Genomic DNA, 20,209 nt, shown 5'->3' on the forward strand with positions numbered 1-20,209 from the left:
TAAAAGAACCGATAAAAATGGCGACCGCATTGGTCGCCATTTTTATTTAAACTACTTATTTACTATTTACGGGCGTTTAACTGCTCAGCAAAATCTAACATACGGTTTAATGGAATAAGTGATTTAATACGGATCTCTTCATCAACAAAAATCTCATGACCTGCACCACCTTCGTTTAATGCTTTTTCAATGGCGACTAAACCATTCATTGCCATCCAAGGGCAATGTGCACAACTACGACACGTTGCACCGGCACCAGCTGTTGGAGCTTCTAATAATTCTTTTTCTGGTACCATTTGCTGCATCTTAAAGAAGATGCCTTTATCCGTTGCCACAATCATTTTTTGTTGTGGTAGCTCTTTAGCCGCTTTAATTAATTGGCTTGTAGATCCAACGGCATCTGCTAATTCAACCACACTTGCAGGTGATTCAGGGTGAACAAGAACAGCGGCATCAGGGTGCAGTGCTTTCGCATCTTTTAATGCTTTTGCAGAAAATTCATCATGAACGATACATTCGCCCTGCCATAACAGCATATCTGCGCCTGTTTTATTCGCAATATACGAACCTAAATGGCGATCAGGTCCCCAGATGATTTTCTTATCTTCGTCATCTAAATGCTCTACAATTTCTAATGCAATACTTGACGTCACAACCCAATCAGCACGAGCTTTAACGGCTGCTGAGGTATTCGCATACACAACAACGGTATGATCTGGGTGAGCATCACAAAATTCAGTAAACTTATCTGCAGGACAACCAAGATCCAAAGAACACTCGGCGTCTAACGTTGGCATTAAGATTGTTTTTTCAGGCGTTAATATTTTTGCTGATTCTCCCATGAAACGCACACCAGCAATCACTAATGTTTTTGCATCATGACGATTACCAAATTTAGCCATCTCTAAAGAATCACCAACAAAGCCGCCAGTTTCTTCAGCTAATGCCTGGATTTCAGGATCAGTATAATAATGGGCAATTAACACCGCATTTTTATCTTTTAATAATTGTTTGATTTTAGCAATGTACTGAGTCTTTTCGTCAGCACTTAATTTTGTAGGTTTTGGAGGGAAAGGATATACAGTGTTGACATGATCTAGAATATGGCCCATTGCTCAGCTCATTAATTTTTAAAATAATCTGAACATTATACCTCTTCTTAGGGGGTCATCAAGTTAAGGGAAATAAAAAAGGAGCAAATCAGCTCCTTTTACTACAGTAATATATCAAATAATGAATTATAACGATTTCAATTGTGCAGCAGCGGTTTGAGCTGTTGTACTGTCTGAGTACTCTGTTATTACTTTTTGATAATATTTTTGTGCTGCAGCTTTATTATTATTACGTTTGGCTAACTCGCCCAGTTTTAGCAAAGCATCCGCTCGTTTATTCGAATCCGCGTAACTAACCACTTTGGTAAAGCTTTTTGCAGCCTCAACGTCATTCTTCTGAGCAAAATAAAGTTGCCCTAGCCAATAATGAGCATTAGAGCTATAAACCGAATCAGGATAAGCGGCAACAAATTCTTGGAATGCTTTTGTTGCTCCTGCGTAATCTTTCTTCTTCAAGATCAAATCAACTGCATTCTGATACGCTTCATTTTCGTTCGTATCAGTTGCGTATGAGCCTTCACCAGAATTAGCGTCATTATCTACAACAGGTTTTGCTGTCGATGGTTTCGCGGTTCTTAAGGTGTCAATTTCAACATACAGTTGACGTTGACGCTCTAACATTTGATCAAGTTCATAACTATTACGCTCAACAGTGCCTCGAATCTCAGAAAGTTCTTCTGATAATCCATCGAGTTGTTGTTGTAACTGAAGTTGAATTTGATTGCGGCTTTTAATTAAACGCTCTAAACGCTCAATACTTGTTGATGATGCTTGAGCAGATGAGCTTGAGGTCGCATTTAAATCCGTGACTGGAGCAGGAGCGGCGACCACAAGGGTCGCCGCACTCGCCAGCAACGTAAGCGGAATAATTCGCTTAAGGTTACTGTATTTCATATAAGCTGCCTTATAAACTATCGATTAGTATACTAATACTGCACGACGGTTTTTAGCGTAGTCTTCAGCTGTTTGGCCAAGAACTAGAGGTTTTTCTTCACCGTAGCTTACGATAGAGATTTGGTCTGCAGAAACACCTAAAGCTTGTAGGTATTTAGCAACTGCATTAGCACGACGTTCGCCTAGTGCGATGTTGTACTCAGGAGTACCACGTTCATCAGCATGGCCTTCAACGGTTACTTTAACTTCAGGCGCTTTGCTTAAGAAAGCCGCGTGAGCTGCAAGCATATCTTCATACTCTGAAGAAATAGTTGAGTTATCAAAAGCGAAGTAAACAGTCTGAACTTGACGTAAAGCTTGTTCTTTAACTTCTTGCTCAGTTAGAACTTCTTCACCTTCAACTACAGTAACAACAGTTGTATCTGTTTGGCCTTCACCAGCAGTACCGCTTGTTGTTTCTGTTCCGTTTGTTGATTCTTGACCAGCAGTACTATCAGTTGCGCTATCGCTAGAACTACAAGCAGAAAGAGCAACCACTGGCAGCGCGATTAAAAGACTCTTAAGAAGTTTATTTAGTTGCATTATATTTTCCTTATTTCCTAAATATTTAGTAGCTATAAAAATGGCGACCACGCTGGTGCCCTTACACGTCCGTTTGTCGCTGGTAAGCGAGCTTTAAAACGGCCATCTATAGAAACCATCGAAAGGACGTTTTGTTTTCTATAAATGGAACTGTAAATCACCATGCCGCCATTTGGCGCAATACTTGGTGACTCATCCAGTAGTGTCTTAGTTAAGACCTGGACAGCACCGGTTTCTAAATCTTGTTTTGCTAGATTAAATCCAGTCTCTGAGCGATTCACCATAACGATGTATTTACCATCAGGAGTGATCTGCCCACCAAGATTTTGACTGCCTTGCCAGGTTAAACGTTTTGTCGAACCGTCTTCTAAATTTACTCTATAAATCTGAGGTTTACCACCCCGATCTGATGTAAATATTAAAGACTTGTTATCAGGAGCCCAAAAAGGCTCAGTATTATTCGATCTACCTCGAGTAATTTGGCGCATCTTTTTCGTTTGTAAATTCACAATATAAACTTGAAGACTGCCGGTTTTGGATAATACGATCGCAAGTTCTTTTCCGTCATGAGAAAAACGAGGCGCACCGTTATGACGAGGATACGAAGCAATTAACTCCCTCTTCCCCGTGTAGATATTCATAATGAAAACTTGTGATCTTCTGTTTTCAAAACTTACATAAGCTAATTTCTTACCATCTGGAGACCAAGCTGGTGACATGATTGGCTGTTTCGACTTTAAAACCAAACGTTCGTTGTAGCCGTCATAATCCGCAATTCTTAACTGATATGGATGTTGAGATTTATCATTAACAACCACATAAGCAATTCGCGTTAAAAACGCGCCTTTTTCGCCTGTTAATTTTTCATAAACAACATCAGAAATACGGTGAGCGTATTTTCGTAACTGTGTTTTTGAAAGTGTCGCAATTTTATTAACTAAAATATGGTCTTGTGTTAAAACTAATTCCCCTGAATTACTTAACCCTTTAGATTTACCTTTCGTTAATTGACCACGAACCACATCAATAAGCTTATAAGAAACCTCATACTTTCCAGCGGCATTAACTTTCACTTCACCCGTAACAATGGCATCAACGCCCATCTTGGTCCAAGCTTCGTAATTAATGTCAGCATCTTTATATGGCGTTTGTGGCATTTTATTTGTCGGTAATGGACTAAATTTACCACTGCGCTGTAAGTCAGAAGAAATAATAGCTGAAATATCTTGTGGTAACTTGCCTTCACCATGCCACTTAAATGGAACGATGCCTATGGGTCTAGCAGAATTTACGCCCTCTGTGATTACAAGCTCGAGTTCAGCTTTAGCTATTTGGCTAAAACTCAAACACGCTATAAAAAGAGGTAATATCCATCGTTTAAGCACTTGCTCTTCCTTATTCTGGTTGAACCGTAAGATTTATATTTGTAAGTTTAGCTGCAATGTCTGCGTCTTTTGGTGTTGGGAAGACATTAACTTTAGTTACTGCTGTTTTTGCTGCTCTACACACTTGAGCATCTCCTCCCAAGGTTGTTACTGAGAGCAATAATCCAGAAGATGCCAGTTTAATTTTCACTCGGCAACTTTTTCCCATATAAGTATCATCAACAAGTAAATTCTGTTGAATCATTTGAGTATAAATTGCGGCGTAGCGATTCACTTCATCGTCAATATGCTGCTGTTTCGCAGAGCTATTTTGAACGGTTTCATCTTCTAAACCTGCAAATATGTCATTTAATGCCGCTTCTTTTTGCTTACGTGCAGCTTCCGCTTTTGCGGCTCTTGCTTTCTCTTTTTTGGCTTTTTCTGCCGCTAATTTTGCCTTTTCCTTTCTATCCGCCTCTGCCTTCGCTGCTTTTTCTTTTGCTATTTTTTCTTTCGCGACACGTTCAGCTTCTGCTTTAGCTGCTCGTTCTTTATCTAAACGGGCTTTTTCTGCTGAGGCTTTTGCTGCTTTTTCTTTATCAGCCTTCACTTTTGTTAATCTTGCCGCTTCCGCTTTCGCTGCTGTATCTGCTTTACGCTTTCGATCGGCTTCTGCTGCTGTTGCTCGTTCTTTCTCTTTTTTTGCTTGAGCGACAGCTTTCTTACGTTCATCTTCCGCTCTACGGGCTGCTTTTTTCTCTTTTACTTGTTGTTCTTTTAGCTTACGAATCCGATTTTCTTCGACTTTACGGTTTTTTTCTAATTGATCTGCCTGTTGTTTTAATCGATTTAGTCGCTTGGTCTCTGCACGAGAAGCTTTCTCTCTCTCTTGACGAATTTGAGATGCTTGTCTTGCAATCGTGCTTGGATCTATTACTACGGCTTGAATTGTATTTGGTTTTGCCTTTTCATCCATAGAAAAGTCACTACCGAAGATCAACGCGACAGCAAGCAACAAGTGCAACACGACAGAAACAACAATAGCAAAGGTGTAATTATTATCCGATTTCATCGATTATTATTCACTTCTATTCCTTGAGATCGGTAAGTAACCCAACTTTACTTACCCCTGCGCGGCTTAATTCATCAAGAACTAATACTATCTCTGAATATGGCGTACTGGCATCCCCGCCAACTGCGACGGGAGAATTAGGCTTAATGCTTAGTTCTGCTTTAACGTTCGTTATCATTTCTTGCATTGACATTGGACGACGTACGTCTTGATTATCAACACTTAAGCCTAGATTTCCGTCTTTATCAATCTCGACAATAATAAACGTTGCATTAGGATCTTCACCTGCCATTTCTTGTGCTGATTTCGCATTAGTCATCTCTGGTAATTTCACGTCTACCCCTTGAGTCACAAAAGGAGCCGTTACCATAAAGATAATTAGCAATACCAACATAACGTCAATATAAGGTACAACATTAATCTCGGCGGTTAGCTTGCGTTTTTTAGGTTGATAGCCAGACATTACTTCTCCTGACTTGCCATTGCTTGACGATGGAGAATACTAGAAAACTCATCCATAAATGCAGCGTAGTTATGCTCTAACTTACCTACTTTCACACTTAATTGATTGTAGGCAATTACCGCGGGAATTGCTGCAAACAGCCCCATAGCCGTTGCAACCAATGCCTCTGCAATACCAGGAGCAACCATCGCTAGAGTTGCTTGCTTTACCGCACCCAAGGCGATAAACGAATGCATAATACCCCATACCGTACCAAACAAACCAATATAAGGAGTAATAGAACCAACGGTTGCTAAAAATGGAAGGTTTGTTTCTAAATCATCAACTTCACGAGAGACCGTTACGCGCATTGAACGTATCGTTCCATCCATAACCGCTTCAGAAGATGATGAATTTACTCGAGATAGACGTGCAAATTCATTAAAGCCAGAATAAAAAATCTTTTCAGTACCACTGATTCGATCTTTACGTACTTTCACTTCATTAAATAGTTGCGCTAGATCCATGCCCGACCAGAATTTGCTTTCAAAACGTTCTGCATCAGTATGAGCAACGGCTAACACTTTTGAGCGTTTAAAAATCATTGCCCACGACATTACAGACAAGCTTAATAGAATAAGCATCACGATCTTAACTAATAAACTAGCGTGTAAAAATAGATCGAGAATTGATAGTTCACCTGTCACAAGATATCTCCGATAATATAAATAATGGTATCGCTTTTGGTTTCATTTTAGCGTTATCAATACAGGCTACCTTAACTGTAGCTTTGCACAATACTTTACCCTCAAAATTAACCAATAACTGACAAAAGGTCAGCGATACCCTTTTAATTTCTTCTATGAATGTTTCAACTGTGAGCTGCTCATCTAAACGAGCACCTTGTATAAAATCTATATCAACATGTTTAACCACAAATCCGAGAGACTCTTGCAGCAGTATCCCTTGAGATACTCCTTTTTCTCGTAATAATTCGGTTCTGGCTCTTTCAAAAAACTTTAAATAATTAGAGTGATAAACTACGCCACCTGCATCCGTGTCTTCATAGTAAACCGTGATAGGCCATTTAAAAACTGCCATTTTATATCACCCTCTTTTTCTTTTTTATTGAGAAATCAGTAGTTAACTATAACTGATAATTACCTATCGTCACTAGGTGAATTACCAAATTTTGAACTTAATAGCCAAAAATAAAGCGGCTTGTTACCTAAAAAAGTAACAAGCCGCTTAGTATGATGTTCCAATGTTCACATTTTATTAATTATGAAATCAAATAAAATAGAGATAACTAAAGTAACTTAATATCATCATTGAAAAATAAGGACTAAATAGCAGTTTCCAACCCCACTTTTGTGGAATAAAACCCACAACAAAAATAAACGCAGTACATACTGCATAAATCAATGCTGGCGCCATTAACCCACTAAAACCACCGATATTTTCTGAATATACCGTTGGCTCCCACATAAGCATTCCCGTGTGGAAAAGTGCGGCTCCAATTAATATCAACTTAACGATGATATTATTGATTGGGCTATGAACACTGTCTATTTTCCCAGCGATATTACTCACTGTCTTTATCCATCATTTCTGAGTGCTCTAACCAAAGAGCATTAATGATTGCAAATGAGCATGCTAGTAGCACACCTAGAATCCAAGCAAAATACCACATTGTTATACTCCTTAATAAAGCGAATTTTTGTTGTCTTCAACAAATTTAGTATCAATACGACCAAACATTTTATAATACGTCCATGCTGTGTAAGCAAGGATGATTGGGATCATAACAGCAGCTACCACTGTCATAATGTTTAGTGTTAATTCGCTTGATGTTGAATCCCACATAGTCAAACTATGGTTGGGATTTAAACTTGATGGCATTACGAATGGGAATAATGCAAAACCAGAAGTTAAGATCACACCAGCATTAGTCAGACTTGATGCGATGAAAGCAATTCCAGGTCTCTTCAACTTAGTTGTAATCATAACAATAAGAGGCATAACTACCGCAAGAGCAGGTGCTATCCATAACAATGGGTATTCTTTAAAGTTCAAGAATAAAGCGCCCACTTGACGGATAACTTCTTTATTTAATGGATCTGATGGTGCGTTATGATCCATAACACTCGTGATCACAAACCCATTAATGCTTTGAGCCCAAAAGCCAGCAATAGTAAACAGAACAATTACTAACGCAGCACAAATCATAGAAACTTGACTTGCTCTAGCGTGAATTTGATCCGTTGTTTTCATTTGTAGCCATGTTGAACCTTGCAGTACAAACATTGCAGAACTCACTAGACCACATACCAATGCAAATGGATTTAATAAGTCAAAGAAACCACCATGATACTTAAGCATCATTAGGTTGTTCAGTTCAAATGGAACACCTTGAAGTAAGTTACCAAAAGCAACACCAAAGATGACTGGTGGAACAAAGCTACCAATGAAGATTGCAGCATCCCACGCTGAACGCCAGCGTTTATCTTCAATTTTAGAACGATAATCAAACCCAACAGGGCGGAACCATAATGCAGCTAATGTCAGAATCATAGCTAAGTAAAAGCCAGAGAATGAAGCAGCATACACTAAAGGCCAAGCAGCAAATAATGCACCGCCTGCTGTTACTAACCAAACTTGGTTGCCTTCCCAGTGAGGAGCGATTGAGTTAATCATCACTCGACGTTCTGTATCTGTTTTACCGATGATAGGCACTAGTGTACCTACCCCCATATCAAAACCATCTGTTACCGCGAAACCAATCAGTAATACACCAATCAATACCCACCAAACAAATCGCAATACTTCGTAATCAAACATTGCTCAAATCTCCGTTTTTATGCTTCTACTTCGCGAGTTAACTTTGCTTCAGAACCTTGACCGTCTTGTTCAAAGTGATAGCGACCAGTTTTCAAGCTACTAGGTCCTTTACGTGCGAATTTAACCATTAGGTAAACTTCAGCAATCAAGAAAATAGTATATAAGCTAATAATTGCAGCTATTGAAATTAAAACTTCAGTAACAGTGAGTGATGATGCGGCAACATGTACAGGTAGTATTTCACCAACTGCCCATGGCTGACGACCATATTCTGCAACAAACCAACCCGCTTCAATTGCGATCCACGGCAGTGGCATACCGAATAATGCCGCTTTAAGTAACCATGGTTTTTGACCAATTTTTTGACGACACGTTTGATAAAACGCAAGACCAAAAATAAGTAGCATTGCTACGCCACAAGCAACCATTATGCGGAAAGAGAAGAATAATGGTAAAACATTTGGAATAGAATCATCTGCTGCCGCTTTAATCTGATCTTCAGTTGCATCAACAACCTTATCAGTATAACGCTTAAGCAATAAGCCATAACCTAAGTCATGCTTAACATCATCAAATGCTGCTATATTTTCAGGTGTTTTATCACCATTACGTAATTTTTCAAGAAGGTCATAAGCGATCATACCGTTACGAATACGAACTTCGTGCTGTGCTTTAAGATCGCGTAAGCCAGTGACTTGCTTATCTAATGAACGCGTTGCAATAATACCCATAACATAAGGGATCTTAATTGCATAATCCGTTTCCATCGTTTCTTGATTTGGTAAGCCAAATACGGTGAAAGCCGCAGGTGCTTCTTCTGTATGCCATTCAGCTTCAATCGCTGCTAGCTTAACTTGTTGAACTTCACCCAGTTCATAACCAGATTCATCACCAAGTACCATTACAGATAAAATTGATGCCATGCCGAAAGACGCAGCAATTGCGAATGAACGACGTGCAAAGGCAACATCACGACCTTTTAGTAGGTAGTATGAACTAATACCTAAAACAAACATTGCGCCAGCAGTGTAACCAGAAGCAACGGTATGAACGAATTTAACTTGAGCGACAGGGTTTAGTACAACTTCAGCGAAGCTAACCATTTCCATACGCATCGTTTCAAAATTAAATTCAGCACCGACAGGGTTTTGCATCCAACCGTTTGCTACTAGAATCCAAAGCGCTGAGAAATTCGAACCTAAAGCAACTAACCACGTTACTGTAAGATGCTGACGTTTTGATAAACGATCCCAACCAAAGAAAAATAGTCCTACAAAAGTAGATTCAAGCATGAAAGCCATCAGTGCTTCGATCGCAAGAGGCGCACCGAAGATATCACCAACATAGTGAGAATAGTAAGACCAGTTTGTACCAAACTGGAACTCCATGGTTAGGCCTGTTGCTACACCTAATGCGAAGTTAATACCAAATAACTTACCCCAGAACTTTGTCATGTCCTTGTAGATTTGTTTGTTAGTCATTACATATAACGACTCCATGATAGCCAATAGAAAGGCCATACCTAAAGTCAGAGGAACGAATAGGAAGTGATACATCGCTGTCATTGCAAACTGCAACCGCGATAACTCCACTACATCAGTGATCATGAGAACTCCTTTGTGTCAGGCTGAATGACACAGTGCTTTCACACTTTTGGGTGAACGTGGCACTTTTTATTTAGCTCTAATAGTTATAATTGTATTAGTAACTATAAAGTGTTGCACGAATGTATAATAAACGTTAGCTTAATGTTAAGCATAACCTAATATAGAACGTGCTAATATTAATAGGAAACACGATATCTTTCAAAAGATTTGTCCCTTATTTGAAAGTTAATTACAGATATTTTTACATAACCGTTCGTTTTTCACACTTTACACATTTCTTATACGAAAAAACGAGTGATTTTGATCACTCGCTTTCATTTTTTTACGTCAATATGAATAGATTATGACAATATGTGTATATTTCACCATTAACTATTTACCTGGTCTATCAATACCAAAATGAAGATAGGCTCGATCTGACACAATACGCCCTCTTGGTGTTCTCTGGAGGTAGCCTTGTTGAATTAAATAAGGTTCTATCACATCTTCAATCGTATCTTTTTCTTCACCAATTGCAGCGGCTACGTTATCTAGACCCACCGGGCCACCATTGAATTTCTCCATGATTGCCAATAATAACTTTCTATCCATGTAATCAAACCCACACACATCAACATCTAACATGTTTAATGCCTTATCTGCTATGTCTGGTGAGATATGACTGTCACTCATAACATCTGCATAATCACGAACTCGACGTAACAATCGGTTGGCAATTCGTGGTGTACCACGAGCACGTCTAGCCACTTCCAATGCGCCCTCTGATTCCATGGACAAATTCAAACAATCTGCACTACGTTGAACGATATATTGTAAATCGTCTACTTTGTAATATTCTAATCGTTGAACAATACCAAAACGGTCACGCAGTGGAGAAGTCAAAGAACCGGCTCTGGTGGTTGCACCAATTAATGTAAATGGGGGCAAATCAATTTTGATTGAACGAGCTGCAGGACCTTCACCAATCATAATATCTAATTGGTAATCTTCCATCGCGGGATACAGTATCTCTTCAACTACAGGACTTAATCGATGGATTTCATCGATAAATAAAATATCGTTTTCTTCTAGATTAGTAAGAAGCGCAGCTAAATCTCCCGCTTTCTCAAGAACAGGACCCGATGTCGTTCGGATACTCACTCCCATTTCATTGGCAACAATATTAGCTAACGTTGTCTTACCTAATCCTGGAGGACCAAAAATTAGTAGATGATCAAGTGGCTCTTGTCTCATCTGCGCAGCCTTAATGAAAATTTCCATTTGACTACGAACATGATCTTGCCCGCGATAATCTTCCAGTTTCTTTGGACGTATCGCACGATCGATGACTTCTTCGTCACGAAAAACAGGGTTATCAGCAGCAATAAGGCGATCGGCTTCAATCATAAAAGGTCTCAAAAAATTCTGTAAGTAAAGAGGCGATAAATAAAGTTAGATCATTGATTTCAATGATTCACGAATTAGAGATTCACTGGTCATATCAGGTTTTGCGACTTGAGATACCATTTTAGACGCCTGCACTGGTTTATAGCCTAAAGAAATAAGCGCACTGACTGCTTCATCTTGCGCACTTTGAGGCGATGAAATCAAATCAGAAGCATCATCCATTGACGTAGTGTCTGCTGGAGTAAATAAGTCACCCGCTCCCCACCCTTTTAGGCGATCTTTCATCTCTACGACTAAACGCTCTGCCGTTTTTTTACCAACACCTGGTAATTTGACTAAGGTCGAAATATCTTCACGCTCAACACTTTGAACAAATTGAGAAGCAGTCATGCCAGACAGTATCGCCAAACCAAGTTTTGGCCCCACGCCGTTAGCTTTGATCACTTCTCTAAATAACGCTCGTTCTTTTTTAGTATTAAAACCGTAAAGTAATTGAGCATCTTCACGTACTACATAATGAATATAGATAATGGCTTCGGTACCAATCGGTGGTAATTCATAAAAACAACTCATTGGCATTTGAACTTCATAACCAATACCACTGACTTCAATGAGTAATTCTGGTGGTTGTTTTTCTAATAGATTTCCACGAAGGCGTCCGATCACAATAGATACTCTTTAAAATAATTAACTGGTTAGGATAGTAATAAAGAACTGGATAGATATCCAGTAAAAGAAATGAGAATTTATTCCCTCTTTTATCTAGCGATATCGTCCTCGCCTTGCTCCTGTCGCTTTCCCCGCTAAGGCGATTAACGTTTTATTCGTATTCGCATGACAAATTGCAACCCCTAAACCATCAGCGGCATCCGCTTGTGGTTTTGCTGGTAATTTAAGCATCGTCATAACCATATGCTGAACTTGAGCTTTATCGGCTGCACCCGTTCCCGTTACGGCTTGTTTAATTAAACGAGCAGCATATTCATATACAGGTAAGTCTGCATTAACGGCAGCAACAATCGCACTTCCTCTTGCTTGTCCTAACTTAAGTGCTGAATCCGCATTTTTTGACATAAATACTTGCTCGATCGCGAATACATCTGGTTGAAACTGCGTAATAATTTCAGAAACGCCAGCATAGATCTGCTTTAAGCGACCGGGAAGTTCTTTTTCTGACATCCGAATACAACCACTCCCTAAATATTGCAAATGACGACCGTTTTGACGAATAACGCCATAACCGGTAATACGAGAGCCGGGATCAATTCCTAAAATTATAGACATAGCATTATTTAAACCACTGATTATTTATACAGTTATAGTATATACAAAAATGCCCGCATAAGGCGGGCATTTTTTAATAAAAAGAAACTTTAATTAATTAAGCGTCTTTTTTCTCAGCAAATTTTACTGCAATCGCTAATTCTGCAAGAGAATCTGGATTCGCAGGGCTTGGAGCATTCGTAAGTAAACATGCTGCAGCCGTTGTTTTAGGGAATGCAATAACGTCACGAATGTTTTCAGTACCGCAAAGTAGCATTGCAAGACGGTCAAGACCAAAAGCAAGACCTGCGTGTGGCGGCGTACCGTATTTAAGCGCTTCAAGTAAGAAACCAAATTTCTCTTGTTGCTCTTTCGCTTCAATACCTAGGATACCGAATACTGCAGTTTGCATTTCAGCATTGTGAATACGTACAGAGCCACCACCAACTTCATAGCCGTTGATAACCATATCGTAAGCATCAGAGTTTGCAGCAGCAGGGTTTACTTTAAGCTCTTCCGCTGTCATGCCTAATGGAGAAGTAAATGGGTGGTGCATTGCATGCAAGTTACCTTCGCCATCTTCTTCAAACATTGGGAAATCAATAACCCAAAGAGGTGCCCATGCTTTTTTATCTGTTAGTTCTAAGTCATCACCAAGCTTGATACGTAATGCACCCATTGCTTCAGAAACAATGTTTGCTTTATCTGCACCAAATAGGATGATATCGCCACTTTCAGCTTCTGTGCGTTCTAAAATACCATTTACAACGTCTGCGTTTAGGAATTTAGCAACAGGAGATTGAACACCTTCAAGACCAGCAGCACGATCGTTTACTTTCATCCAAGCAAGGCCTTTCGCGCCGTAAATACCAACAAATTTGCCGTATTCATCAATTTGCTTACGAGAAAGCGATGCGCCACCAGGAACACGAATAACCGCTACACGGCCTTTTTCGTCATTTGCAGGACCAGCGAATACTTGGAATTCTACGTCTTTAAGAAGATCTGCAACGTCCACTAATTCTAGTGGGTTACGTAGATCTGGCTTATCAGAACCAAAACGACGAATCGCTTCAGAGAATTTCATTATTGGAAATTGACCAAGCTCAACATCAAGAAGTTCTTTCCACATGTCATGAACCAAACGTTCAGTAATATCACGAACTTGGTTAGACGAAAGGAAAGAGGTTTCGATATCTATTTGAGTAAATTCAGGTTGGCGGTCAGCGCGTAAATCTTCATCACGGAAACATTTAACGATTTGGTAGTAACGGTCAAAACCAGACATCATCAGAAGTTGCTTAAACAACTGTGGTGATTGTGGAAGTGCGTAGAAGCTGCCTTTATGAACACGGCTTGGTACTAGATAATCACGAGCGCCTTCTGGCGTTGCTTTTGTTAGTACTGGTGTTTCGATATCTAAGAATAGGTTCTCATCTAAGAAACGACGAACAAAGCTAGATGCACGAGCACGTAACTTGATACGGTCACTCATTTCTGGACGACGTAAATCAATATAACGGTACTTCAGGCGTTGCTCTTCTGAGTTCGTTTGATTGAAATCCAATGGAAGTGCTTCAGAACGGTTGATGATCTCAAGACCTGTCGCGTAAAGTTCAACTTCACCCGTAGACATATCTTTATTTACTTGGCTGTCAGGACGAACACGTACTTCGCCAGTAAATTTAATACAGAATTCATTGCGCAGTTGGTTAGCAATTGAAAAGATATCTTTCATATCTGGGTCAACAACTACCTGAACGACACCTTCACGATCTCGCATATCAATGAAGATAAGACCGCCTAAATCACGGCGACGGTTTACCCAGCCGCAAAGTTCTACAGTTTGTCCTGCAAGGGACTTGTTCAAGTTACCACAGTAATGGCTGCGCATAATGATTTCCCAATCTAAATATACATATCAATAATAAATGCAGTGAAATAGTCTCACTGCATTTTTCATAAACTGATTCTACGTTTGTTTAAATGATGAATAAAACAGCAGGCTCGCTGAAATAGTAAGCAAAACGCAAAAATATGGCCTCATTATAAAGAAAAATCAGGTCACGATATAGGCCTGAATGAAAAAAACAGGCTTAATGAGAAAGTTCCACCTAAATTATTCTCTCTTTTTAATTTCATTCTCTTTCAAAGTGTAATGACACTAAAGACATCAAGCTCAGAATTAATTACAATAGCGCGTTCATGAGCAGGAAAGCCATGAAACCTATCTTTCTAGGTAAGTAAATGAATTGATATTTACCTAGACTGATATGAATAACACCACTGCCATTAAAATAAACGTAATGACGTAATCATGATTAAGTAAACAAAAACAACTTAATCATGATTGGTATTGGTTGATAGTACGTATGGACATAACAACGCGTCTTTGTGAGAAAACCATGGCTAACCCAGATACTATATTTTCAGCTCCAATCGATAAAATTGGTGACTTTACCTTTGACGAACGTGTCGCAGAAGTATTTCCAGACATGATTCAACGTTCAATTCCAGGCTATAGCAACATTATTTCTGCTATTGGTATGCTTGCTGAACGTTACGCTAAACCTCATTCAAGTGTTTATGATTTAGGTTGCTCACTGGGTGCGGCAACGTTATCTATGCGTCGTCACATTAATCAAGAAGGCTGTCAGATTATTGGCGTCGATAATTCCTCAGCAATGGTCGAACGTTGTCGTTTACTGATTAACGCTTATCGTTCAGATACACCCGTAACCATTGTTGAAGCGGATATCCGTGATGTCAATATTCAAGATGCATCGGTCGTCGTATTAAATTTTACTTTGCAATTTTTAGTGCCAGCCGATCGTAGAGCCCTATTGGAGAAAATCTATTCTGGATTACGTCCCGGTGGCATTCTTATTTTATCTGAGAAATACATCTTCGAAGATGGTGTCGTTAACGAGTTATTGATCGATTTACATCATGATTTCAAACGTGCTAATGGCTACAGTGAATTAGAAATAAGCCAAAAGCGCAGCGCCATTGAAAATGTCATGCTGCCAGATCCAATTGATGTTCACAAACAACGCTTCCAAGAGATTGGCTTTAAAAGCTCTGAAGTCTGGTTCCAATGCTTTAATTTTGGCTCAATGTTCGCGATCAAATAATCGATATAAATCCTTTATTTTCACTTATTAATTAACTAAAGATATTTCAATGTTTAATTTTGCTAATTTTTATAAACTTATTGCTCAAGATACCATTCTTCAGCCTTGGCTAAACACCCTTCCCCAGCAATTAACCGATTGGCAAAATGCTGAGCATGGGGATATAGAACGCTGGCTTAAAGCGCTAAAAAAAATCCCTGAAGGCTGTGCTGAAAACATTGATTTAAAAACGTCAGTTACGCTATCAAATAATAGCCCTTTGATTGATGGCGAACGTAAAAAACTAGAAAGTTTATTACGCACCTTCCATCCATGGCGTAAAGGCCCGTTCACGGTTCATGACATTCATATCGACACTGAGTGGCGCTCTGACTGGAAATGGGATCGTGTTCTACCTCACTTATCGCCATTAAAAAATCGATCTATCTTAGATGTCGGCTGTGGTAACGGATATCATATGCTTCGTATGTTAGGAGAAGGGGCTCGCTTGTGTGTTGGTATCGATCCCTCTCACCTATTCTTAGTTCAGTTTGAAGCAATTCGTAAATTAATGGGCAATGACCAACGAGCGCATTTATTACCTTTAGGGATCGAACAGCTTCCTGAATTAAATGCGTTTGATACTGTATTTAGTATGGGCGTGCTGTACCACCGTCGTTCGCCTCTTGATCATCTTATTCAATTAAAAAATCAACTCGTCGCTGGCGGTGAGCTCGTTTTAGAAACCCTCGTTATTGATGGCGATGAAAACGCAGTATTAATGCCAGTTGATCGTTATGCTCAAATGCGTAACGTCTATTTCTTTCCATCAGCTAAAGCGTTAAAAGTATGGTTAGAAAGCGTCGGGTTTATTGACGTAAAAATTGTCGACGAGTGCGTAACAACAACAGGTGAACAACGCTCTACAGAATGGATGAAACACAATTCATTACCTGAGTATTTAGACCCTACGGACTCATCAAAAACAATTGAAGGTCACCCTGCACCTAAACGTGCGATCTTAATTGCAAGAAAACCTGACTAAACTCTTACATTAGAGGGCTTCTCGCTCTCTTTTTTTATCGTTACTATGCACATGTTAATCTAACTCAACGGAACATAAAATGATCCAACGAATTCTACCACTGGTTGCAATTTTAAGTCTTTCAGGATGCGCTCTCACTCAACAGGCGACCCCCGTTGCAGCAGATAATTCAGAAACAGTTGCCGCTATTAAGTCTATGGAAACCAATCTAGATACTCGCTTAGATGGAATGGAAACCAAAATAGAAACCCAAAACGACTACATTTCAACCTTAGAGAAAGAACTTTCGAACGTATCAGAAGAGTTATCTCTGGTTCGAACAGAACAAACTAAGATTCAAATGAGTATCAAACAAGCAACGAATAAGAAAGCTCGTTTAGTTCAGATGCCAGTCTCTCTTCAAACACAATCATTAAAAGACACTATCATTTTAGGTGCCATCGAAAATGTAGAAATTGCAGATATTAAGCAAGTATTTACCGCTCGAATAGATACTGGCGCAACCACCTCATCATTGAATGCAGTCGATCTTCAAGAATTTGAACGCAATGGCACACAATGGGTACGTTTTCATTTAGTTGCACAGAATAAAAAAGCGGAAACTGATGAGTTAGAGTGGATTACCGCCCCTGTTATACGCAATGTTAAAATCCGTCAATCAACAAACGAAGAGGCCGAACGACGACCTGTCGTTGAATTATGGATTAAACTTGGGGCAATCCATGAAAAAGTACAGTTTACCCTTGCAGATCGCTCTCACATGACCCATTCTATTTTACTTGGACGTGAGTTTATTCAAGACATTGCCGTTGTTGATGTCAGCAAAGAATTTGTTCAAAGCAAAAAATAATCGCCTTCCAAGAAAGCAATAACATAATAAATATAATTGAACGTTATGTTATTGCTTAAATTATAATTATCTTTCCACTTATGCCATTACAACGAGGATGTTATGCCATCAAGAGTGCCTTTTTATTTTCTTATCTCCCTACTAATTATTGCGGGACTTACGTTGAGCTGGCTACGCCACGATTCATACGGAGTGCCTTGGACACCAGGTGAGAGAAGCCAAGTTTGGGATGTAGAAGCCCGAATTCAATTTGATGCAGTAAATAAACCAGTCAAGGTTTCTATGGCTGCACCACAAACTCAAACAGGTTTTACTATTGTCGATGAGAGTGCATCTTCTCCAGGCTATGGTATCGCTTATCTAACAACAGAGCATGGACGCCGAGCTGAATGGACAATTCGTCAGGCTGACGGACCACAAACGCTCTATTATAAAACTCAAATCTTAGTAGACCCGCAAGCAGACTCCGTTATTCAGCCCCCAGAATCAGAGAAACCTGAAGCCGTCACTTTTGAAGGCCCTCATGAATCTGCGGCAATCTCATTATTAGATCAAGCCAGAGCTCGTTCTTCTGACGATATTACGTTAACTCGCGAACTTATTAAGCAATTTAATGATAAAGATAACCAAAATGCGTCTTTGCTTCTTAATGACTTAACGAGAGTTCAAGCTATTTCAAAACTCTTAAGTTTTGAGAATATCCATAATAAAGTTATTGGTACTCTTTGGTTAGAAGATGGGCGTCGTCGTCAATCTGTTCAGCATATGATTGAAGTATGGAGTGGCAAAAACTGGCAGTTGTTTAACCCAGAAACGGGAGACCAAGGTCAACCGGCTAACTTACTGCTTTGGGACGAATCAAATGTCTCTCTCTTAGACGTTGTTGGTGGTAAAAATAGCCAAATCAACTTCTCTATGATCGCACAAGAAATTTCTCCTACTGCTGCAACCGAGAAGAAAGTAGAAGCAGACAACCTGCTAAACTTCTCTATCCACAGTCTTCCTCTTGAAGAGCAATCGATGTTTAAAACCATCATGCTTATTCCAATTGGTGCACTGATGGTTGTGTTCTTACGAGTCATTATCGGTTTGAAAACATCAGGTACTTTCATGCCAGTGTTGATCGCGGTTGCTTTTGTGCAAACACAATTAATCACAGGTATTGTTGGTTTCTTACTGATTGTTGGTACCGGCTTAATCATTCGTAGCTATTTATCCAAATTAAACCTACTCCTGGTATCCAGGATATCCGCGGTGATCATCTCTGTAATCATGATCATTTCAATCTTCACGATTGTTGCCTTTAAGATTGGTTTAACAGCAGGATTAAGTATTACCTTCTTCCCTATGATTATCCTTTCTTGGACTGTAGAACGTATGTCGATTCTATGGGAAGAAGAAGGCTGGAAAGAAGTTGCGACTCAAGGTGGCGGTTCATTATTAACAGCCGTTCTTATCTACATCGCAATGACAAACCCGTTCGTACAGCACTTAACGTTTAACTTTATTGGTATTCAGCTAATTATTTTAGCCATTATACTGATGCTTGGTAATTATACTGGTTACCGTTTAAGTGAGCTTCGTCGCTTTAAGCCTTTAGCGGAGGACTAACCTATGTTTAGTAGATTCACGTCTCCGTCTAAGCTAAAAGAAAAAGGGATCATGGGCATGAATCAACGTAATGGCAGTTATATCGGCCGTTACAATGATCGAAGCAAATACCCATTAGTTGATGATAAGTTAAAAACAAAAGTGATTGCGGTAAAAGCAGGCGCTACAGTTCCTAAACTTATTGGTGTAATCGATAGCCAAGCTGAAGTGAAGAATATTCACGATATCGTTAAAGACTGGCCTGGTTTTGTTATCAAACCAGCCCAAGGCAGTGGCGGTAAGGGCATTTTAGTTGTTACTTCTCATAAAGATGGCGTGTATTACAAGCCATCTGGAGCAGAAGCAAACAAGCAAGATGTAGAGCGACATATTACCAATACACTTGCAGGTCTTTTTTCTCTTGGTGGAAAAAACGATGTTGCGATGATCGAGAACTTAATCGAGTTTGATGATGTGTTTGACGGCTTCAGTTATGAAGGAGTGCCAGATGTACGTATTATCGTATTTAAAGGCTACCCTGTAATGGCGATGATGCGTTTATCAACAACAAACTCCGATGGAAAAGCCAACTTGCACCAAGGTGCTGTTGGTGTGGGTATCGACATAGGGACAGGAAAAGCCGTACGTGCCGTACAATTTGATTTACCTGTAGAAAACCATCCTGATACGGGTAAATTATTAAGTACGCTAGAAGTCCCTCATTGGCACAAACTATTGACCCTTGCATCTAGTGCGTGGGAAATGACCGGATTAGGTTATCTGGGTACTGATATGGTACTCGATAAAAAATACGGACCAATGGTTCTAGAACTTAATGCTCGTCCAGGCTTAGCGATTCAAATTGCAAACGGAACAGGGTTACTCCCTCGTTTAAAGCATATTGAAAGCTTGGAAGAAACCGTTCCCTACCCAACTCCAGAAGCTCGTGTTGCTTATGCAATGGAACAGTTTGGTATTTATAATAAATAACTGACCTGTGTACATCAAACTAAAAAAGGGAAGAAAGCTTATGCTCTCTTCCCTTTTT

The 20,209-nt window shown here is 39.6% G+C and carries 21 protein-coding genes; 5 read left to right on the plus strand and 16 right to left on the minus strand.

Annotated features, from left to right (window positions below; all coding sequences use genetic code 11):
• Nucleotides 1–62: 62 nt before the first annotated feature.
• The 16 genes from nadA to aspS all read right to left on the minus strand — a co-directional run bounded on the left by nadA (nt 63) and on the right by aspS (nt 14,457).
• Complete coding sequence (gene nadA / locus AACV33_RS08655; RefSeq protein ID WP_017022903.1) at nt 63–1,112, minus strand: quinolinate synthase NadA; 1,050 nt, start codon at nt 1,110–1,112, stop codon at nt 63–65.
• A 126-nt stretch (nt 1,113–1,238) separates the two neighbouring features.
• Complete coding sequence (gene ybgF, locus AACV33_RS08660) at nt 1,239–2,006, minus strand: tol-pal system protein YbgF (RefSeq protein WP_065610776.1); 768 nt, start codon at nt 2,004–2,006, stop codon at nt 1,239–1,241.
• 24 nt (nt 2,007–2,030) lie between these two features.
• Nucleotides 2,031–2,588: a peptidoglycan-associated lipoprotein Pal gene (gene pal, locus AACV33_RS08665; RefSeq protein WP_012550474.1), complete on the minus strand. Its 558-nt coding sequence runs from the start codon at nt 2,586–2,588 to the stop codon at nt 2,031–2,033.
• A gap of 32 nt (nt 2,589–2,620) precedes the next feature.
• Nucleotides 2,621–3,973, minus strand: coding sequence for a Tol-Pal system beta propeller repeat protein TolB (gene tolB, locus AACV33_RS08670; protein WP_012550473.1), 1,353 nt, complete (start codon nt 3,971–3,973; stop codon nt 2,621–2,623).
• A gap of 10 nt (nt 3,974–3,983) precedes the next feature.
• Nucleotides 3,984–5,024: a cell envelope integrity protein TolA gene (gene tolA, locus AACV33_RS08675; RefSeq protein WP_017022901.1), complete on the minus strand. Its 1,041-nt coding sequence runs from the start codon at nt 5,022–5,024 to the stop codon at nt 3,984–3,986.
• 16 nt (nt 5,025–5,040) lie between these two features.
• Nucleotides 5,041–5,487 (minus strand): protein TolR, encoded by a 447-nt coding sequence (gene tolR, locus AACV33_RS08680; RefSeq protein ID WP_017022900.1) that lies wholly within the window; start codon nt 5,485–5,487, stop codon nt 5,041–5,043.
• The gene (gene tolQ, locus AACV33_RS08685) at nt 5,487–6,173 is read right to left on the minus strand and encodes a protein TolQ (protein ID WP_012550470.1); all 687 of its coding nucleotides are present in this window, start codon (nt 6,171–6,173) and stop codon (nt 5,487–5,489) included. The genes tolR and tolQ overlap by 1 nt, the downstream gene beginning before the upstream one ends.
• A complete protein-coding gene (gene ybgC / locus AACV33_RS08690; protein ID WP_012550469.1) occupies nt 6,163–6,567 on the minus strand; it encodes a tol-pal system-associated acyl-CoA thioesterase in 405 nt (134 codons plus the stop codon). The genes tolQ and ybgC overlap by 11 nt, the downstream gene beginning before the upstream one ends.
• Before the next feature lie 189 nt (nt 6,568–6,756).
• Entirely contained in the window at nt 6,757–7,059 is a 303-nt protein-coding gene (locus tag AACV33_RS08695) for a cyd operon YbgE family protein (protein ID WP_182700155.1), read from the minus strand.
• Complete coding sequence (gene cydX / locus AACV33_RS08700) at nt 7,052–7,159, minus strand: cytochrome bd-I oxidase subunit CydX (RefSeq protein WP_012550467.1); 108 nt, start codon at nt 7,157–7,159, stop codon at nt 7,052–7,054. Before cydX ends, AACV33_RS08695 begins: the two co-directional genes overlap by 8 nt.
• A gap of 11 nt (nt 7,160–7,170) precedes the next feature.
• Nucleotides 7,171–8,307 carry a cytochrome d ubiquinol oxidase subunit II gene (gene cydB, locus AACV33_RS08705; RefSeq protein WP_012550466.1) on the minus strand — a complete coding sequence of 379 codons (1,137 nt, stop codon included), beginning with the start codon at nt 8,305–8,307 and terminating at the stop codon, nt 7,171–7,173.
• Nucleotides 8,308–8,324: 17 nt separating this feature from the next.
• On the minus strand, nt 8,325–9,911 hold the full coding sequence (gene cydA / locus AACV33_RS08710; protein ID WP_023603773.1) for a cytochrome ubiquinol oxidase subunit I: 1,587 nt from the start codon (nt 9,909–9,911) through the stop codon (nt 8,325–8,327).
• A gap of 375 nt (nt 9,912–10,286) precedes the next feature.
• On the minus strand, nt 10,287–11,300 hold the full coding sequence (gene ruvB / locus AACV33_RS08715) for a Holliday junction branch migration DNA helicase RuvB (RefSeq protein WP_182700156.1): 1,014 nt from the start codon (nt 11,298–11,300) through the stop codon (nt 10,287–10,289).
• Between the two features lie 45 nt (nt 11,301–11,345).
• Nucleotides 11,346–11,966, minus strand: a complete 621-nt coding sequence (ruvA, locus tag AACV33_RS08720; protein WP_012550463.1) for a Holliday junction branch migration protein RuvA — start codon at nt 11,964–11,966, stop codon at nt 11,346–11,348.
• Between the two features lie 96 nt (nt 11,967–12,062).
• Nucleotides 12,063–12,584 (minus strand): crossover junction endodeoxyribonuclease RuvC, encoded by a 522-nt coding sequence (gene ruvC / locus AACV33_RS08725; protein WP_017022898.1) that lies wholly within the window; start codon nt 12,582–12,584, stop codon nt 12,063–12,065.
• Nucleotides 12,585–12,681: 97 nt separating this feature from the next.
• On the minus strand, nt 12,682–14,457 hold the full coding sequence (aspS, locus tag AACV33_RS08730; RefSeq protein WP_017022897.1) for an aspartate--tRNA ligase: 1,776 nt from the start codon (nt 14,455–14,457) through the stop codon (nt 12,682–12,684).
• A gap of 511 nt (nt 14,458–14,968) precedes the next feature.
• On the opposite strand from aspS, the gene cmoA reads away from it, so the two are divergent.
• The 5 genes from cmoA (at nt 14,969) to AACV33_RS08755 (ending at nt 20,151) form a co-directional block, all read left to right on the plus strand.
• Entirely contained in the window at nt 14,969–15,697 is a 729-nt protein-coding gene (cmoA, locus tag AACV33_RS08735; RefSeq protein ID WP_012550460.1) for a carboxy-S-adenosyl-L-methionine synthase CmoA, read from the plus strand.
• 49 nt (nt 15,698–15,746) lie between these two features.
• On the plus strand, nt 15,747–16,721 hold the full coding sequence (cmoB, locus tag AACV33_RS08740; RefSeq protein WP_023603775.1) for a tRNA 5-methoxyuridine(34)/uridine 5-oxyacetic acid(34) synthase CmoB: 975 nt from the start codon (nt 15,747–15,749) through the stop codon (nt 16,719–16,721).
• Between the two features lie 79 nt (nt 16,722–16,800).
• Entirely contained in the window at nt 16,801–17,571 is a 771-nt protein-coding gene (locus AACV33_RS08745; RefSeq protein WP_017022894.1) for a putative ATP-dependent zinc protease, read from the plus strand.
• Between the two features lie 102 nt (nt 17,572–17,673).
• On the plus strand, nt 17,674–19,182 hold the full coding sequence (locus AACV33_RS08750; RefSeq protein ID WP_017022893.1) for an inactive transglutaminase family protein: 1,509 nt from the start codon (nt 17,674–17,676) through the stop codon (nt 19,180–19,182).
• A gap of 3 nt (nt 19,183–19,185) precedes the next feature.
• Nucleotides 19,186–20,151 carry an alpha-L-glutamate ligase-like protein gene (locus tag AACV33_RS08755; protein WP_017022892.1) on the plus strand — a complete coding sequence of 322 codons (966 nt, stop codon included), beginning with the start codon at nt 19,186–19,188 and terminating at the stop codon, nt 20,149–20,151.
• Nucleotides 20,152–20,209 lie beyond the last annotated feature (58 nt).

The sequence above is a fragment of the Aliivibrio sp. SR45-2 genome, from assembly GCF_963890165.1.
Taxonomy (GTDB): Bacteria; Pseudomonadota; Gammaproteobacteria; order Enterobacterales; family Vibrionaceae; genus Aliivibrio; species Aliivibrio salmonicida.

Coding starts and splice junctions, on each gene's coding strand:
- nadA (WP_017022903.1), bottom strand. CDS start 1,112: ATGGGCCATATTCTAGATCATGTCAACACTGTATATCCTTTCCCTCCA.
- ybgF (WP_065610776.1), bottom strand. CDS start 2,006: ATGAAATACAGTAACCTTAAGCGAATTATTCCGCTTACGTTGCTGGCG.
- pal (WP_012550474.1), bottom strand. CDS start 2,588: ATGCAACTAAATAAACTTCTTAAGAGTCTTTTAATCGCGCTGCCAGTG.
- tolA (WP_017022901.1), bottom strand. CDS start 5,024: ATGAAATCGGATAATAATTACACCTTTGCTATTGTTGTTTCTGTCGTG.
- tolR (WP_017022900.1), bottom strand. CDS start 5,487: ATGTCTGGCTATCAACCTAAAAAACGCAAGCTAACCGCCGAGATTAAT.
- ybgC (WP_012550469.1), bottom strand. CDS start 6,567: ATGGCAGTTTTTAAATGGCCTATCACGGTTTACTATGAAGACACGGAT.
- cydX (WP_012550467.1), bottom strand. CDS start 7,159: ATGTGGTATTTTGCTTGGATTCTAGGTGTGCTACTAGCATGCTCATTT.
- cydB (WP_012550466.1), bottom strand. CDS start 8,307: ATGTTTGATTACGAAGTATTGCGATTTGTTTGGTGGGTATTGATTGGT.
- ruvB (WP_182700156.1), bottom strand. CDS start 11,300: ATGATTGAAGCCGATCGCCTTATTGCTGCTGATAACCCTGTTTTTCGT.
- ruvC (WP_017022898.1), bottom strand. CDS start 12,584: ATGTCTATAATTTTAGGAATTGATCCCGGCTCTCGTATTACCGGTTAT.
- aspS (WP_017022897.1), bottom strand. CDS start 14,457: ATGCGCAGCCATTACTGTGGTAACTTGAACAAGTCCCTTGCAGGACAA.
- cmoA (WP_012550460.1), top strand. CDS start 14,969: ATGGCTAACCCAGATACTATATTTTCAGCTCCAATCGATAAAATTGGT.
- cmoB (WP_023603775.1), top strand. CDS start 15,747: ATGTTTAATTTTGCTAATTTTTATAAACTTATTGCTCAAGATACCATT.
- AACV33_RS08745 (WP_017022894.1), top strand. CDS start 16,801: ATGATCCAACGAATTCTACCACTGGTTGCAATTTTAAGTCTTTCAGGA.
- AACV33_RS08750 (WP_017022893.1), top strand. CDS start 17,674: ATGCCATCAAGAGTGCCTTTTTATTTTCTTATCTCCCTACTAATTATT.
- AACV33_RS08755 (WP_017022892.1), top strand. CDS start 19,186: ATGTTTAGTAGATTCACGTCTCCGTCTAAGCTAAAAGAAAAAGGGATC.